Raw genomic sequence first — 16619 nt, forward strand, 5'->3', positions numbered from 1 at the left:
AATATCTTAGATCTATTCCGCAGGCCGCCTCCGGCACAGACTCCAGCCTCGTGGCGGACGGGCCCGCGGCGCGGGCCGGGACCGATGGAGCGCGGCCCTTCCAGCACCCGGCGGAACCTGCAGATTCAGGCTGCCGACGATCAATAATCCCACTGCGCGCCAATGCCGACAGAGGTGGCGCCATCGGCGCCGGTGGCCCCCTGGAGGCGGATGTTCTTCGTCACGTCCATATCCACCGTGACCTGACTGGAGCTCGGCGTCGTGCCCTGGCGCACGCCCATATAGAGGCGATCGTTGATGCGTCGGCCGAGACCCACCTGACCTCCGGTTCCGGCCGAATTGGTGCCGACATCCAGGCTGTCGACACCCAGCGTGCGCCGCATCTGATCCAGCACCCCGCCGCCGCCGGAGAACTGGGCGATGGTCTGGGCGATCTGGAGCGACTGGGCCGCCGTCAGCGAGCCCGCATTGCGCCCGAACAGCAACCGCGCCAGCACCTCGTCCTGGGGCAGGGTCGGCTCCGAGGTGAAGGTGATCTCCGGCTGGGAGGCCGGGCCGGTCACCAGAATGCGGGCGGTGATGTCGTTGGCGGTGGTCTCGGCGATGAAGTCGAGGTCGGGATCGGTGCTGCCGGTGAAGGTGATCTTCCCACGGGTGAAATTCAGCCGCTTGCCGAGGATGTCGAAGCGCCCGCGCCGCATGTCGAAGCCGCCCTGGGTCGCCGGCGCGCGGCTGGTGCCGCTGACGCGGATCTCGCCCCCCAGCTCCGCCTCCATGCCCATGCCGCGCACGAAAATGTTGTTCTGCGCCACCACCGTCAGATCAAGGGTGATGCCGCCCCCCCCGCCGGCCCGCTCCCGCCGGGGCGGCGGGGGCACGGCGCGGGCGGCATCGCGGCCGCGCGGATCGTTCACATGCTTCACCCGGATGGCCTGCACGCCGCCGGGCATCCGCTCGGCGATGTTCACGTCCATGGCGCGGATCTGCACCTTGCCGGTGACGTGGGGATCGTTGGTGAACTGGCCTTCCACCGCGATGCGCCCGTCGGTGACGAGACGGATCAGCTCGCTGTTGACGAGGCCGGCATTCTGCATGGTCACTTCGATGCGGCCGGGGAAATTGGCCGCCGGGTCGAGCCCCACGGAACCGCGGGCGGACAGGCTGCCGCCGTTGGGCGTGCGCGCGGTCAGGGCGTTGACCGTCACCGAGCGTTCGGTACCGGCGATCACGCCCTCGATACGGTCGAGGGTGATGCCGTTGACGCCGTCGTTGTAGCGTCCGCCGCTGATGCGCACCGTGCCGCCGGCCCGCGGCGCTGCCGCCGTTCCGCGCACGGTGGCATCGATGGCGGCGCTGCCGGTGAGCTGGCTGCCCATGGCGGCGAGGGAGGCGTTGGCGATGCGCAGGTCCACCCCGCCCCGCACGGCAAGGTCAAGGTCCCCCGCGCCCAGGGGCGCCGAACCGGTGACGGCGAAATTCGACAGGTGGGTGCCGGCGACGGTGGTGCGCGTCGTCACCCGCCCACCGCCAAGGGTGCCGGCGGAGCGGATGTCGAACGGCCCGGCACCGGCCTTGGCGAGATCCGGCGTGGACAGACGCGACACCTGGATATCGTAAGGCCCCTCCGGCCGGTCGGCCGAGCCGCGCACGCGGGCGGTGCCGCTCACGGTGCCGTTGAGGCCGAGCCCCGGCGCCGCCAGCTCCGCCACCGCCAGCGGCAGGGCGCGCACATCCAGATTGAGGTCGAGGCTGGCGCCCGCTCGCCCGGAAACCGCCACCGAGCCGCCACGGTTCGCCAGCGCCAACCGGTCGAGGGTCACCTCGCCGCCCTGGATGGTGATGTTGGCAGGCGCGGAGGTGGCCAATGTGGTGCCGCCACGGGCCACGCTCAGCCGGTCGAGGCGGATGAGGGAGGTGGCATCCTGGTAATTGACCTGGGCCGCCGCCGCCACATTGGCGCCGTTCACCTGGGCATCGAGGGTAAGCGCGCTGCCCCGCCCGGCCCCACGGGCCTGGAGGTTGGCACGCGGGATCGAAACCCCCGCCTCCACATTGGTGAGCGCCACGGTGCCGTCCAGCACCGGCTGACCGGCGGGGTCGGCCACCGTCAGGTTGATGCGGGCCGAGCCCACGCTCTGCCCGGCGGCGCGCACATTGTCCGCGCTGGCGTTCACCGCCACCGTCTGGCGACCGTCCGCGGTGCCGAGCTTCACGGTGGCGTCGAGGCGTCCGGCCAGCTCCGTCAGCGCCAGGGCAGAAAGATCCGCGAGATTGCCGGCCGCCACGGCGAGTTGCCCGCCGAACAGGCCATCGGCACCGCGCGCCAGGCTGCCGCGCGCGGTCACCGAGCCGATGGCGAGATCGAGATCATCGAGCCGCGCCGCCCCGAGGTCCGCGAGGGCGAAGGCACCGCCCCCGGTGGCGGGCTTGCCGGCGACGCGCCCGTCGAGGGTGAAACGTCCGCTTGGCAGGCCGGTGAGCCCCTTGGCTTCGACGCCCAGGGCGAGGCCCGTGATGGCCTGCCCCATGGCCGTGCCCTCGGGCACGGCGAGGCGGGCGGTGACAGCCAGGTCGTCAAGGCTGCCCGAGAAGGCGGCGGAGCCCTCAAGCCGGCCGGACAGACGCGGCTCCACCCGCTTCAGATCGTCGAGGCTCAGATCCACCTTCAGGTCCGCGAGGCGGCGGGACAGGGTGCCGTCCGCCTTCAGGTCGAGGCCGGTGGCGGCGAGGGTCAGGGTGTCGACCGCGAAAGCGTCCTGCCCGGCGCGGGTCAGGGTGCCGGCGAACCGGCTGGTGGCGCCGAACAGGGCGTCCACGGCCGCGATGCCGGTCTTGATGCCCTCGGTGCCGCCGGACAGCTTCAAGGTGAGCTGGCGGAACCCGTCCGCGCCCGTCACGTCCGCATCGAGCCGCGCGGTGCCGGCCAGCGGACGGCCCGCCAGCGGGCCGAAGGCCGCAAGGTCCAGCCGCTCCAGGCGGAAGGTGCCGCGAGCCGCGGCGGCGCTGGCGGTTCCCTCGAAGCGCGCGGAAAGAGCGGCAAGCTCGGCTGAAAATCCGGTCAGGGCCGGATCGCCACCGGCCGGCTTCACTGCGGTAGTGGTGATCCGGGCGGTCTCGCCCAGCGCGCTCTTCACCTTGGCATCGGCGGCGATGAGCCCCTTGGCGTTGGCGTCGAGGGCGATATTGAGCGTGCCGTTGTCGGGTGAGGTCTTGAGCTCGGCCGCCACCGTGTCCGCCCCATAGCCCGCCCCCGAAAGGCCGACCGCATCCAGGCGCGCGGACAGAGTGGGAGCCGCCAGCAGCCCCTTCGCCACGCCTTCGAGCTTCACCGATGTCCAGCCCATGCCCGGCGCCAAGGCGGCAAAACCGGCCGCATCGCCCGCCACCGCGCTGAAGGCGAGATCGACGCGCGGTCCCTGCGGATCCACCTGGCCCTTGGCGGCGAAGCCGAAGCCCGTCGCCCGCACGGTCAAGGTCTCCACATCCACCGGCCCGGCGGCGGTGACCACGGCGGTGGCCGCCAGTTCGGTCCGCGCCTCGAACAGGGGCGCCACCGCCGGCGGCAGCAGCTTCGCCACGTCCGCATCAAGGGCCATGGTGATGCGATGCCCTCCGTCCACCGCGCGCACGCCGGCGGCACCGGCCACCTGGGCCACATCGCCGGCGGAAACGGCGAGCTTGCCGTCCCAGGCGTCGATCGGCCCCTTGCCGGCCAGCCGGGCGTCGAGGGGCGGCAGGCCGTCCATGCCGGCGGCACGGGCCACAAGACCGCCAGCCGGCTCGCTCGCGGCGATGTCCACGTCGAGCACGCGGGTGTCTGGCGTGTAATGCACCCGCCCCTTCACGGTACCGGGCGCGTCCTTGCGATCGAGGGCGAAATCGGCGGACAGCCCCTTGCCGGCCGCCATCAGGTCGGCCGACGCGCTGAGCGAGAGCTGCGCCGCATGGCCGAGCACCGGCGCGCCGAGGGAGATGTCGTCCACCGCGAGGCGGCCGAGCCGCACCGGCATCAGGAAAGAAGCTCCGCCGCCCCCGGCGGGCGCGGGTTCCGACGCCGGCAGGTCCGGCAGGCGCGCGACGGCAATGCGGCGCGCCTCCACGGCCTCCACGTTCACCACGCCCGACAGCAGCGACAATGGGTGCCAGGCGAGGCGCAATGCCTCCACCTCCGCCACCGGCCCCTTGGCGTCGGCCACCGCGATGCGGCCGATGCTCATGTCCCACGGAACGCCGCCGCGGATGTCGGAGACGGACACGGTGAGCCCCGCCACCGAGGCGAGCGATGATGCGACCCGCGCGAGCATGCCCTTGCCGGGCCCGGTCTGCAGCAGCGCGAACAGCGCGAACAGGATCACCAGCAGGCCGGCCAGGGTGTAGCCAAGGCCGCGCAGGAGAAGGGAGGACATGCCGCGCGCCGCCATCAGAACGCCTGCCCCAGGCTGACATAGACGCCGTACGAGCCGTCGTCGGGTCCGGGATTGAGGGGAATGGCCAGATCGAGCCGCAGCGGGCCGATGGCCGTGTAATAGCGCAGGCCCAGGCCGGCGGAATATTTCATCTCGGTGAAATCGGGATATTCGGTCGCGTAGGCCGCGCCCATGTCGAAGAACGGCACGATGCCGATGGTGTCGGTGATGCGCACCCGCATTTCCGCCGACGCTTCGAAATAGCTGAGGCCGCCGATGATGACCCCATAGGCGTTGCGCGGGCTCACCGACTGGTAATCGTAGCCGCGCAGGGAGCCGCCGCCGCCCACGTAGAAACGCCGCTGCGCCGGCACGTCCTGGAGATCGGCGCCGATGTAGCCGCCGCCGGAAACACGCCCGGCGAGGATGTACCGCTTTTCCTCATCGAACGCGTGATAGGCGGACAAGGTGGCCTTCGCCATCACCGGCCCCGCCCCGTTCTCTCCCAGATAGGCGAAGGGCTCGACGGTGGCCGCGACACGGATACCGCGCGAGGGATCGAGCGGGGAATCGGTATTGTCGAAATTGAAGTCCACCGGCACGCCGAGGATGAAATAGTCGCCCGTGGAATCCGCGTCCTGAACGGTGGAATCTTCAAGATCAAGGCCCAGCTGGGCCGAGAACTGGTCGTTGAACCGCCGTCGGATGCCGGTGAGAAAGGTGAAGCCCTCCCGCACATAGGCGTTGGTCACCTCGCGCAACACGGCCGCTTGCGCCACCAGGTCGTCATTGGCGGTGATGATGCCGGGCTTGGTGAAGGTCGCGGCGAGCTTGTAGCCGAACGGATCGGCGTCGGGCACCGCATCCGACTCCTGGCCGAACCAGGACACGCTGGCGTCCAGCCGCAGCGTCTCGCCACCACCAAACAGGTTGCGGTGCCCCCAATAGGCGTTCAGCGAGGAGCCGTCCGTGTTTGAATATTTGGCCGAGAACCCCACGAATCGCGGCTCGCGCGCCGTCACTTCGATCGTGATGGGCAATTCACCATTGGCGGTCAGATGGTCCGCCTCGCGGATGCGCACGCTGGCAATGGCGTCGATCTTGGAGAGACGCCGGCGCAGCGCCGCGAGACGGTCGGGCGAGAACGGCTCGCCGGGGCGGATCTCGATGCGGTCCTCGATGAAGCCCAGCGGCAGGAAGCCGGCGCCCACCACCGTGAAGTCGCCGAACGTCGCCGGCCGGCCCAAAGACACGAACAAGGTGACATTGAGCTCGTGGGTGGCATGGTCGGCCACCACCTGCTTGTCGGCGATCTTGGCGAAGGGATAGCCGGCCTCGCGCCAATGGTTGGACAAGGTGGCCTCGGACGCGACGATGGCGTCGGCCCGCGCCGGCTGTCCGGTCTCCATACGCAAGGCCCGCTGGGACGGCGCATCGGCCAGGGGCTGCCGGGTGGCCGCGTCCAGAATGCGCACCGTGCCGAAGGTGAAGAGCGGGCCGGGGTCCACCACGATCTTCACCGGCACCGGGCCACGCGAGCGGCTGGCCTCCACGATGTCGAAAATGTTGGGCGTGTCGATGCGGTTGCCGGAGATGGTGATCTCCATGGTCCCGCCGTAATAGCCGTTGGCGTAGAGCGCGGCGACGATGCGCTCGCGATCGCCCGTCACCCGGCGCACCAGGCCGGCGGCGCCTGCGGGCGGGCGCGATTTCAGGCTTTCAAGGTTCGAAGCGTCGAGAATGGCGCTGCGCACGCTGCGATCCCCGTCCACCACGATGTCCACCGTATAAGGCACGGCGTCGATGGCGGGGCCAGCCTCGGCCGCCTCACGATTCGGATTGAAGAAATTGAGGATGGGGTCGAACAGGCCGCCCTCGTCCGCCTTCGCCGGCGGCACCCCAAGCATCATCAGCGCCGCGGCCAGAACGACCGGACGCAGGCGTGGGGAGGGGGAGGATCTTACCGGTCGCGCCATGTCCGCTCGTGTCTTCAGTCCACTCGTGTCTAACAAAGGATCCCCATCCTGCGAAGGCGGGACTTTGCGGGGCCGGCCCGCCAGCGCGAAGCCGGCGACCGCAACGGAAGCTACGGGCGGTCCGTAAATTTCGCCTTAGGGTGATGCCATGCTTGTGCGCGTGCGCTCCCCCCATCCCTACGCTGCGGCAGCGTCGCATTCTTTTCCCGCCATTGCGAGCAAACCGGCTCCACCCGGTGAAAGACAGGGGCGCGGGGCAGTTTTGCAGGCGGCAAGCCGCCTTGCCCTCGTTCACGCAAAACTTACGCTAGGGCCACATTCCCGAGCGCGCGCAGGGCGGCGGGCTGGGCGCGGCCTATTCCCGCGACGGTGGCTGCGCGGTGGGGAACGCCAGCGCCGTTGCGGCCCGAACCGCCCGCTGCGACAGCGACAACGCCCTGCCGGCGTGGCCGTGCGCGGCCACCTCTGGCGCGCCATGGGGGGAGAGCGGCGCCGACCCCGGTTCGGTCTGAGCCTCGAACGCCGCTTTGAAGCGCCGGCGCCAATAGCCCGCCATGCGGCTCCAGCGCGAGGGGGGCCGCGTGCCCGCCGGCTCCAGGCCGAACGGGCTGAACAGGCGGATGCGATCATCCCGATCAGCGATGGCCCGGCAGATGAGGTCCGCCCCCATCAGGCCATGGGCCAGATCCTGCCCGTCCGTCGCGCAGTACCAAACACCTTTCTCGCCCTCCTGGATCAACGGCATCCCCCGGCGGGTGGGGGCCAGCATCACGCCTCGCGCCGTCTGGCCGACGGCCGCGCCCATGGGTGGAGCGAGGGCCGCGCCATGCCGGCGCAGCACGCGCGTCGCCGCGCCCCGGCCCCGCACCAGAGTCGCCGTTTCGGCGGCGAGCGCGAGGCGATCCTGATCCCAATGCCAGCGCAGGCCGGTGCCTCCCACTTCCTCCACCAGGCCCGCATAGGCGACCTGCGCGCCGGGCAGGTGGAACCGGCCGGCGACCCAGGGGGTCGGCACCAGGCTCGGCACCAGCTCCGGCGCGACCCGGCGGAGCGCCGCGCCGCCGGAAAAGACCAGCTGATAGGCCCGCACCTTGAGGCGCGGCGCCGTCACATATTTGCGCAGTCCATGCACATCCACCGCCAGCGCGGTCACTTGCGGCATGAGGGTGATCTCGCCTTCGGCCGCCGCCGCGCCGAGCACAGCGCGGAATGCCGCCGCGTCCAGCCGATGGGCGGGCGCAAGGCCGAGCGCGGCGGCGAAGGTCGCGACACCGAGCAGCGCCGCCACATCTTCCGCCCCCACCAGCACGCTGGTTTCCGGAGCAAGCACCTCCACCGCCGCATGCTCGGCGGCGAGTAAACCCGCCGCGGCGGGCCGCGCCACGGCGAGCCGCCCCTTCGGCCCAAGGGGCACCCCCGCCTTCTGCGCCAGCAGCAGCCCGCGACGCACCGCCTCCACCGACAGCCGATACGCCTCGGCCGCATCGCCGGGGCCCAGGCGCTCCAAAAGCTCCGCGGCTGGCAGGCGAAAGCCCGGCGCCAGCGCCGCGTCGAGCCCCAGGGCGGGGACATCGCCGGGCGTGGGAAACAGCACCACCTCCAGCCCGCGCGCGGCCAGATCACAGGCCATGAGGAGGCCCGCGACATCGTCACCGATGATGCACACGTCGCAATCACGCGGCAGGGTCAGCGCCGATCCCCGTCCAGGCACGGGAGCGGTGGAGGAGCGCGGGATCGACTGCGTCATGACACCTCGCAGGGTCGGTGGGCGATGATCTCAACCTCGCGGCGAGCCGCTCGCGGACAGCACGCGAAACGCATCTGTCGTCAACTGTGACGCAGTTTTCCGCCGACAGCCTTGAAAAAGCGTTGCCGCCCCTGCGAAAGCCGGTGCAACGGCTGGAAGATACCGCCTCTTATTGCACCGTGACGCTCCGGCGCGGCCGGTGCGGGTTGCGGCGCAGCGACGAGCCCGGCATAAGGGGGCCGACTTCAAGCCGCTCTGGTCGTTCCCATGCGCCGTCTCATTTTGTTGCGTCACGCCAAGTCCGACTGGCCCGACGGTGTGGCCGACCAGGAGCGCCCCCTTGCGCTCCGCGGTCGCACCGCCGCGCCACGCATGGGCGTCTACATGGCGCAACAGGGGCTGACCGCCGACCGGGTGCTGGTCTCCCCCGCCCGGCGCACGCGTGAAACCTGGGATCTGGTGTGCGGGCAGATGCCACCGGTGCCCACCGTGTCGAGCGAGCCGCGCCTCTATGACGCCAGCGGCGCCCGCCTGCTGGCGGTGGTGCGCGAGCAGCCCCGGCAGATCCACACGCTGATGCTCATCGGCCACAATCCCGGCATGGAGGATCTGGCGGCGACCCTGATCGCCAGCGGCCCGGCCGGCGATCTCGAGAAGCTGGGTGAGAAATTCCCCACCGGCGCGCTGGCGGTGATCGACCTGCCGGTGGACGACTGGGCCGCCGCCACCCCCGGCAACGGCCGGCTCGACCGCTTCATCCTGCCCCGCGACCTGACGGGAGCGACCTGAACCGATGACCGGCCTCACCCGCGCCATCGAGGACGCACGCATCGCGTTCGCGACCCTGGCGGACCGGGTGGATGGGCTTGCCCACCCCACATTACGCATCGGCGTCACCGGCCTGTCGCGGGCCGGCAAGACCATTTTCACCACCGCCCTCGTGCATGCGCTCATGCGCGGCGGGCGGATGCCGGTGTTCGAGGCCATGCAATCGGGCCGCATCGCCCGCGCCGTGCTGGAGCCCCAGCCCGACGACGCCGTGCCGCGTTTCGCCTATGAAGCCCATCTCGCCACCCTTGCCGCCGATCGTGCCTGGCCCGCCTCCACCACGCGGGTGAGCGAGCTGCGGCTCGCGGTGCGATACGCGACGCCGCGCGGAACCGAGCGCACCCTCACCCTCGACCTCGTGGACTATCCCGGCGAGTGGCTGCTCGACCTGCCCCTGCTCGACATGAGCTATGCCGATTTTGCCCGGCAAAGCCTCGCGCTCGCCCGCGCCCCAGCCCGCGCCGGGGTGGCGGGCCCCTATCTCGCAATGGTGGCCGCGCGCCATGCCGATGCCCTCGCCGACGAGAGCCACGCGCGCGAGCTGGCCCGCCTCTTCACCGCCTATCTGGCCGCCTGCCGCACCGAAAAGCTGGCCATGAGCCTGTTGCCGCCCGGCCGCTTCCTGATGCCCGGCGACCTCGAAGGCTCCCCTGCCCTCACCTTCGCCCCCATCGATCCGCCGGCGCTGGGCACCATGGCCGCCAACTCCCTGGGGGCGATGATGGAACGGCGATTCGAGGCCTATAAGAACGCCGTGGTGCGGCCCTTCTTCCGCACACATTTCGCGCGGCTCGATCGGCAGATCGTGCTGGTCGACGCCTTGTCCGCCCTCAATGCGGGACCTGCGGCACTCACCGATCTGGAACGGGCATTGGATGGCATTCTCGCCGCCTTCCGCACCGGACGGAACGGCTTCGCCAGCACCCTGTTCCGCCCGCGCATCGACAAGGTGCTGTTCGCCGCCACCAAGGCCGACCACCTGCACCATTCGAGTCATGACAGGCTGGAAGCCATCCTCGCCCGTCTGGTGGAGCGTGCCCACGCGCGCGCTCATGGGCATGGCGCCGCCCTCGACGTGGTCGCCCTCGCCGCCATCCGCGCCACCCGCGAAGCCCAGGTGCGCCGGAACGGCGAAACCCTCGACGCCATCGTCGGCACCCCGGAACAGGGGCAGGAGGCCGGCGGCCACGTCTTCGACGGCGCGGAGGAGGTGGCGGTGTTTCCCGGCGACCTGCCGGAGACGCCCGATGCCCTGTTCGATCCCTCGGGCGCCGGATTTCGCGGCATCGCCTCCGCCCCCGCGGGAGAGGTGGACTTCCGCTTCCTGAAATTCCGGCCGCCGGCCGGCATTGGCGCGGGTGCGGCCATTCCCCATATTCGCCTCGATCGGGCGCTCGAATTTCTGCTGGGCGACCGCTTGGCCTGAAGCCTCACGCAGGGATGCGGCGCCCCTGACGGCGACCCGCAGGGAGACCTTATGACCGACGATCGCGTGAGCCCGCAGCGCCCCCCGCGCCGGCCGCAGGTGTTCCGGCTCGACGACCGCGACCTGACCCTCGCCCCGCCGGAGCCCGAGCCGGACGACAGTTCAGCCGCCATACCGGATCCCGCCCGGAAACGCTCCGGTGCGGTCTCGCGCTTTGGAATGACGCTCGGCGGGCTGTTCTGGACCGCGGCGGGCGGCGTCGCGAGCCTTGCAGCCTATGTGGGCCTGAGTCGGCTCGTCAGCGACCTTTATGCCCAATCGCCGGTACTCGGCTATGTGGGGCTCGCCGCCACTGCGGTGCTGGTGCTGGTGGGCGCGGTGCTCCTCGGGCGCGAGGTGGCGGGCCTGGCCCGGCTCGCCCATCTCGACCGGGTACGGGACAAGGCCGCCAGCGCCATCGCCCAGGACGACCGCGCCCTGGCCGAGGCGGTGGCCCGCGACATGCTCCGCCTCACCGCCGACCAGCCGCCCCTGGCCCGCGCCCGCGCCGACCTTCGCGGACACCTCGCAGGCATCATCGACGGGGCCGACCTGGTGCGCCTGACCGAACGCACCCTCCTGCCCGCCCTCGACGCCCGCGCCCGGCAGATGGTGTCGGAAGCAGCAAGGAACGTGTCGGTGGTGACGGCCGTGTCGCCGCGCGCGCTGGTGGACCTCGTCTTCGTGCTCTACACGGCGGTATCGCTCATGCGGCGGCTGGCGCAGCTCTATGGGGGGCGGCCCGGCGCGCTCGGCATGGTGCGGCTGGTGCGCCACGTGCTCGGCCATCTCGCCATCACCGGCGGGATGGCGGCCGGCGACACCCTGGTGCAGCAGATCATCGGCCAGGGCCTCGCCGCGCGGCTGTCCGCCAAGCTGGGCGAGGGCGTGGTCAACGGCCTGCTCACGGCCCGGCTCGGCCTCGCCGCCATCGCCGTCACCCGGCCCCTGCCCTTCACCGCGCTGCCAGCGCCGCGCCTCGCCGATGTGGCCACCGGCCTGCTGCGCAAGGCCGAAGAGGACGAAGCTGCCTCACCCCGGTAGCAGGTGGGCCGGCAGAGCGGCGAGCTGGTAGCGCAGCGGCCGGTTGCGCACCAGCGTTTCCGCCGTGGGCCAACCCACGATCGCCGACAGCAGGGCGATCAGCCCGGCCGTGCTCCACTGGCCCTGCCACAGCGCAAAGCCCACCACCACCAGAAGCCCCAGCGCCGCCGCCGCGCCCAATGCCACCATAAGACCCCAGCGCGCGCGGCCGTAGCCGCCCCGACACTCCACCGGGACGCAAGCATCGGCCAAGGCGCCGTGCAGGGCGCGCACGAAACGGGCGTAATCCTGCCCCTGGTCGCGCACCGCCGTCAGCGACGTGCGCGAAGCCGACGCCGCCACCAGCCGCGAGCCGTCCCGGCCCAGTATTTCCATTTCAAAGCTGGCGCTGGCGAATTTCGCCGGCTGGAACCGCAGCGTCAGCCGTGCGATATCCGCGAGCCGCAGGCGCCCTTCGCGCGGGCCGACCAACCACTCCAGCGCCTCGCCCTCCAGCGCAAGCCGAACCCCGGCGCCGCCGAGACGCGGGTGATAGGCATAGACGAGACCTTCGGATGGATCAGGCATCACACCTCGCTGCGCGCCCCCGCCTGCGTCGGCGCGGCGACGACCATTTCAGGCAAAAGCGAGGGCCGCGCCAAGGGCTTTGATCCCGGCCCCAGCGGACTCCCGGCCATGCCATCACACCGCCAGCCGGCGGGCAGATCGACCGCTTCGACTATCGGCCCCGGTCGTTGACCGGCATCAGGTGGACACGCACAGGCGCCGCGCGGGATTTAGAAGACCCACGCGTCGCGCCCATGGGCCTTTGGGATCAGGCGTCCGACAGGGTTTCGGGGGTGACGAACCAGAAGGTTTCCGCCGCCTTTAGCGCCGCCGCCGGATACTCCGCCTGCGCTGGCGCGAGGCCGAGGCAGGCGCGCACCACCGGCCGCTTGCCGGCGCCCGAGGCCATCACCACGCGGCTACGGGCCCCGTCAAGGGCGGCCTGCGTCAGGCTGATGCGCGGATGCCCGCCCACGACCCGCGTCGTGGCGCACACCGCCGCACTGGCCAGCCGCCGGTCCCCATCCCCCGGAAACAGGGATGCCACATGGCCATCCTCGCCGATACCCAGCACCGCGCAATCGATGGGCGGCAGTTCCCGATCCGGCCAGCGCCGACGCAATTGGCCGGCGTAAGCCTCCGCGCCACGCACGGCGCCGTCCTCTCCCACCATGGGCAGCACCGCGGCAGGGGCCGGGATATGGGCGAGCAGATGCCGGCGCGCGCTGCCGAAATTGCTGTCCGCGTGGTCGGCCGGCACCGCCCGCTCGTCCACCCAGAGCAGCACCACACGATCCCAGGGCAACCCCGGCCCGTCCGCCTCGATCACCCGCAGGGCCTCGAAGACGTGCACCGGCGTGCGCCCGCCGCTCAGGGCGAGCACATAGTCGCCGGACCGCTCGCCCAGAACGTTGCGGATGTCGGCGGCAAGGTGATGCGCCACCGCCGCCGCCAGCGCCGGCACGTCCGCCAGGACCGTCACCGAGGCGGTCACGGACGCGCAACCCGGCGCCAAGCCAAGCGGACCATCCCCCATCTCAGCCTTTCACCAGATCGGTAACGGGCGTGTGGGTCTTCGGCTCAAGGCCCAGGCCCTGATAGAGGCATTCAAGCGTGCGCACATGCACCGCCTCGATGGCCGCCTGCTGGTTGTTCGCATTGTGGCTGCCAAGCACCACATTGTCGAAGCCACGCAACGGGCTGTCCGCCGGCAGGGGCTCCGCCTCGAACACGTCGAGACCCGCACCACCAAGATGGCCGGACTGGAGCGCCGCGATCAGCGCCGGCTCGTCCACCAGTCCGCCGCGCCCCACATTCACCAGGATCGCGCCCGGCTTCATCTGCTGGAGCGTGCCGGCATTGATGAGGTGGACATTGTCCTGGGTCATGTTGCAGCACAGCACGACGAAATCGGACTGCGCCAGCAGCTCCGGCAAGCCGGCATAGGTGACATAGTCCGGCGCCGGCGGCTGCATGGGATCGTAGGCGAGGATGGTGGTGCCGAAGCCCGCCGCCCGCTCGGCCACCCCGCGGCCGATGGCGCCGAACCCGACGATGCCCACCGTTTTCTTATAGAGCCCGCCGCCGCAGGGCTTCGGCCACCGACCCGCGCGCACCGCCCGGTCCGTGGAGGACAGGTAGCGGCTCACGTCCAGCATGTAGCCGAGCGCCACTTCCGAAACCGCATGCTGAAAGGCGCCCGGCGCGTTGTAGACCGGCACCCCCACCGCTTTCGCCGCCGGAAGATCGAAGGAATCCACCCCCGTGCCCCACTTGGCGATGACCTTCAGGCGCGGCAACGCAGCCTTCAGCACTGCCGGAGTGACGCGGTCATCGCCGGCCACCCAGCCGTCAAACTCCCCCATGATGGGGATCAGATCCGGCTCGGTGAGGAACTGCTTCACCGGCACCTCGACCGCCTCGATGCCCTTTTCAGCCATGAGGCCACGGAAACGCGGAAAGTCCGCGAGCATCATCAGTCCGGTGACAAGAACGCGCTTCGCCATCACAGGGTCTCACCGGCGGCTTCAGCCGCGCGCAGGATGGGCAACATCGCTTCGGCGATGTCGAAATCGCGCTGGGTCTTGATGACGTGTCCCGACATGCCGCTCACCGGATAGAAGCCGATGTCGCCGGAATAGGTGGCGCACTTGCCAGCCTTGAAGGCGGCGAGATAGGGCTCGCGGCGCCAGCCGGTGATGGACCAGGTGATGCGCTGCAGCGGCTTCAGTTCCTGCGAATTGGTCTTCTCCGCGAACGTGAAGTTGACCGGCTGGTCCTGATACGCGACCTCGATCTGGTCATGGATGCAGGAGAGCATCACATCCTTGTTCGACTGGGCGAAATGCTTGACGAAGGCTTCCACCTCGCGCGCCGTGAGCAAGGGCGCGATGGAATGCACCTGCACCACCATGTCGCATTCGTGCTTGTCGAGAAACTCCGCCACGAACTGCTCGCTGGTCGCGACGTTATTGGCAAGTTCCGCCGGGCGTTCATGGAAATTCACGCCTTCGCCTTCGGCGATGGTCTTGAAGTCCAGGTGTTCGGAATTTACCCAGATCTCGTCGAAGACGTTGACCTGCTTACACTTGCGGATAGCATGGGAGATGAGCGGAATACCGTCCAGATCGAGGGCATTCTTCCGCTTCAGGCGCTGGCTGCCCATGCGCGCGGGGATCATCGCAAGGATTTTCATGGGACTATCTTTTGTTGAGGAGTAAAGGCTGCAAGATGGGCCAGAGCGCCGCATCGCAGGCGACGCTCCTCAAGGTGAGGGCGTGAGCCGTGCCGCTCTTCAGCAGCGCGGAGAAGTCGTTCCCGTTGAAGTCGCTGTAATGGGCTCCGCTCTCCTGGGCGATCAGCGCACCCGCCGCGTCATCCCACACCTTGGCCTCCACCGAGATGTTGGCGGAGAGGAAGCCGCAGCCCACATAGGCGAGCTGGGTCGCCTGGGACCCGAGAATGCGCAGCTTGCCGAGTTCGCGCAGGGCCGGCAGCAGATCCGGCTTTTCCGACATCGCCCAATCGACGACGCCGGATGACACCGCGATCACCCGATGGGCCGAGCGCATCGGCGCCACCGGCTCCTCGCCGACGAACGCCCCGCCACCGCTGCTGGCGCTGTAGAGGCAGCGCTTCGAGAAGTCATAAACGGCCGCCACGCGCGACACACCGTCGTGCAGCAGCGCCACCGACATCCCGTAGAAGGGCAAGCCATGGGCAAAATTGAAGGTGCCGTCGAGGGGATCCACGATCCACCAACAGCCGGAACTGACGGCGGCGCCCGGAGCATCCTCCTCGGCCAGGATCGGCCAATCGGGGAAAGCCTCCTTCAGCGCGGCACAGAGGGCCTTCTGATAGTGCAGATCCAGGTTGGTCACGTAGTCCTGGTGACCCTTCGTGATCCGCTCGACCTGCAGACTGGGCGGCGTACCGGCCACAACCTCGGTGACGATGGTGGCGAGGGTCCGCCGCACGGCGTCCCACGTGTCGGGACTGCGCGACATGAGGGCCTCACGCATGCGTCTTGCCTTCGCACACGAGGTCGAGCCGGGCCACGCCCGCCCATTCCGCCGTGATCGTTTGCGCCCCGGCAAAGGAGCGGCAGGGCGCGACGCCACCCGTGGAAATGAAGGTGCCCTTCGGCAGGCGACCGCCGGCCTGCAGCAACAGAAGTGGCAACACGATCCGCACCACATCGACCGGCGGGCTCGTGAGCTGCACCATGCCGCCCTCCGCCACGCAGGTTCCGTTGACACTCATCCGGAACGCAGCGTCCGACGGCTCGGCCGCCGCCACGGGCAGCGCCGCGCCGATCACCGCCGCTCCCGACGACCCATGGTCCGCCACGAGATAAGGCAGGCGCGCGCCATCAACCGGAAAGTCCAGCCGGGTGGCGGGCAGTTCGATGCCAAGATGCACCGATTCAATCCAATCCACGCTGTCGGCCACCTGCTCCACGCTGGAGATATCCACCCCGGTGCGGATCACCACCTCCAGCTCGCCCTGAAAGGCGCGGAACGGGGACAAAGGCAGCACACCTCGACCATCCGCAAAAATATAGGTCTCGTCGGTCCCGACGGCGCCGATGAAGGGGTCGCGCGTCTGAAACGCGTTGGAACTGCCGAAGTTCGAAGCGCCAACCTTCCAGACCCGCGGCGGCTGCGGCCACCCCTGAAGCCTGCGGCGCTGCACATCATAGGCATCCGCGAGGGTGAAGGGACCCGCTGCCTCAACTACATCCAGCCCGACTTTGGCCCCAACGCGCAACGCCTCGTCCAACGCGTCCGAAAGGTTCGTCATACCATACGCTCGCTATGTTCTGCCTGTTCGTAAAGGCAGGCCGTTATGAAAGCAAGGCGGCACAACCCCCGACATCCTTCGGCAAGACGCACCCGCAAAAGCACCAGCGACGCCTCTACGTCAACCCTCGGATGCGCCGCTCCGCTGCGTCGCAGCAACACCTGAATGCCCTCGCCCCGCGACATCGCCCGCCTATGCGCCGCGCCTCCTTACCAGTCGGTTCATGGCGCTGCCGTGCCGCGATCTTCAACTGCCAGAGCATCCACGGTCCATCCCCGAATCGCGCGGTCTTCCCCGGCGCAACG

12 protein-coding genes are annotated in these 16619 nt (G+C 69.9%); 3 read left to right on the plus strand and 9 right to left on the minus strand.

Annotation, left to right across the window (positions count from 1 at the left end; translation table 11 throughout):
- Positions 1-140 precede the first annotated feature (140 nt).
- From HUW53_RS18120 to HUW53_RS18130, 3 genes are all read right to left on the minus strand, one after another.
- Positions 141-4406 carry a translocation/assembly module TamB domain-containing protein gene (locus HUW53_RS18120; RefSeq protein ID WP_237347160.1) on the minus strand — a complete coding sequence of 1422 codons (4266 nt, stop codon included), beginning with the start codon at positions 4404-4406 and terminating at the stop codon, positions 141-143.
- Positions 4407-4420: 14 nt separating this feature from the next.
- Entirely contained in the window at positions 4421-6382 is a 1962-nt protein-coding gene (locus HUW53_RS18125; RefSeq protein WP_237347161.1) for an autotransporter assembly complex protein TamA, read from the minus strand.
- Positions 6383-6737: 355 nt separating this feature from the next.
- Positions 6738-8129, minus strand: a complete 1392-nt coding sequence (locus tag HUW53_RS18130) for an FAD-binding oxidoreductase/lyase (protein WP_237347162.1) — start codon at positions 8127-8129, stop codon at positions 6738-6740.
- A 267-nt stretch (positions 8130-8396) separates the two neighbouring features.
- Here HUW53_RS18130 and HUW53_RS18135 point away from each other — a divergent pair, with 267 nt between their 5' ends.
- Genes HUW53_RS18135 through HUW53_RS18145 form a run of 3 tightly spaced genes read left to right on the plus strand, consistent with a single transcriptional unit; the run spans position 8397 to position 11466 of the window.
- Positions 8397-8918: a SixA phosphatase family protein gene (locus tag HUW53_RS18135; protein ID WP_237347163.1), complete on the plus strand. Its 522-nt coding sequence runs from the start codon at positions 8397-8399 to the stop codon at positions 8916-8918.
- Between the two features lie 4 nt (positions 8919-8922).
- Complete coding sequence (locus HUW53_RS18140; protein WP_237347164.1) at positions 8923-10383, plus strand: YcjX family GTP-binding protein; 1461 nt, start codon at positions 8923-8925, stop codon at positions 10381-10383.
- A gap of 51 nt (positions 10384-10434) precedes the next feature.
- Positions 10435-11466, plus strand: a complete 1032-nt coding sequence (locus HUW53_RS18145) for a YcjF family protein (protein ID WP_237347165.1) — start codon at positions 10435-10437, stop codon at positions 11464-11466.
- Here the strand turns inward: HUW53_RS18145 and HUW53_RS18150 are convergent.
- From HUW53_RS18150 to HUW53_RS18175, 6 genes are all read right to left on the minus strand, one after another.
- Positions 11455-12033, minus strand: coding sequence for a hypothetical protein (locus HUW53_RS18150; protein WP_237347166.1), 579 nt, complete (start codon positions 12031-12033; stop codon positions 11455-11457). The genes HUW53_RS18145 and HUW53_RS18150 overlap by 12 nt on opposite strands.
- A 247-nt stretch (positions 12034-12280) precedes the next feature.
- Positions 12281-13006 carry a 6-phosphogluconolactonase gene (pgl, locus tag HUW53_RS18155; protein ID WP_237347167.1) on the minus strand — a complete coding sequence of 242 codons (726 nt, stop codon included), beginning with the start codon at positions 13004-13006 and terminating at the stop codon, positions 12281-12283.
- 43 nt (positions 13007-13049) lie between these two features.
- Positions 13050-14018, minus strand: a complete 969-nt coding sequence (locus tag HUW53_RS18160; RefSeq protein ID WP_237347168.1) for a phosphoglycerate dehydrogenase — start codon at positions 14016-14018, stop codon at positions 13050-13052.
- The gene (locus HUW53_RS18165) at positions 14018-14707 is read right to left on the minus strand and encodes an acylneuraminate cytidylyltransferase family protein (RefSeq protein WP_237347169.1); all 690 of its coding nucleotides are present in this window, start codon (positions 14705-14707) and stop codon (positions 14018-14020) included. Before HUW53_RS18165 ends, HUW53_RS18160 begins: the two co-directional genes overlap by 1 nt.
- Before the next feature lie 4 nt (positions 14708-14711).
- Complete coding sequence (locus HUW53_RS18170) at positions 14712-15533, minus strand: inositol monophosphatase family protein (protein ID WP_237347170.1); 822 nt, start codon at positions 15531-15533, stop codon at positions 14712-14714.
- Entirely contained in the window at positions 15526-16314 is a 789-nt protein-coding gene (locus HUW53_RS18175; RefSeq protein ID WP_237347171.1) for a fumarylacetoacetate hydrolase family protein, read from the minus strand. Before HUW53_RS18175 ends, HUW53_RS18170 begins: the two co-directional genes overlap by 8 nt.
- Between the last annotated feature and the right edge of the window lie 305 nt (positions 16315-16619).

Origin of the sequence: Xanthobacter agilis (assembly GCF_021730435.1) — a bacterium.
Lineage (GTDB): Bacteria > Pseudomonadota > Alphaproteobacteria > Rhizobiales > Xanthobacteraceae > Xanthobacter > Xanthobacter agilis.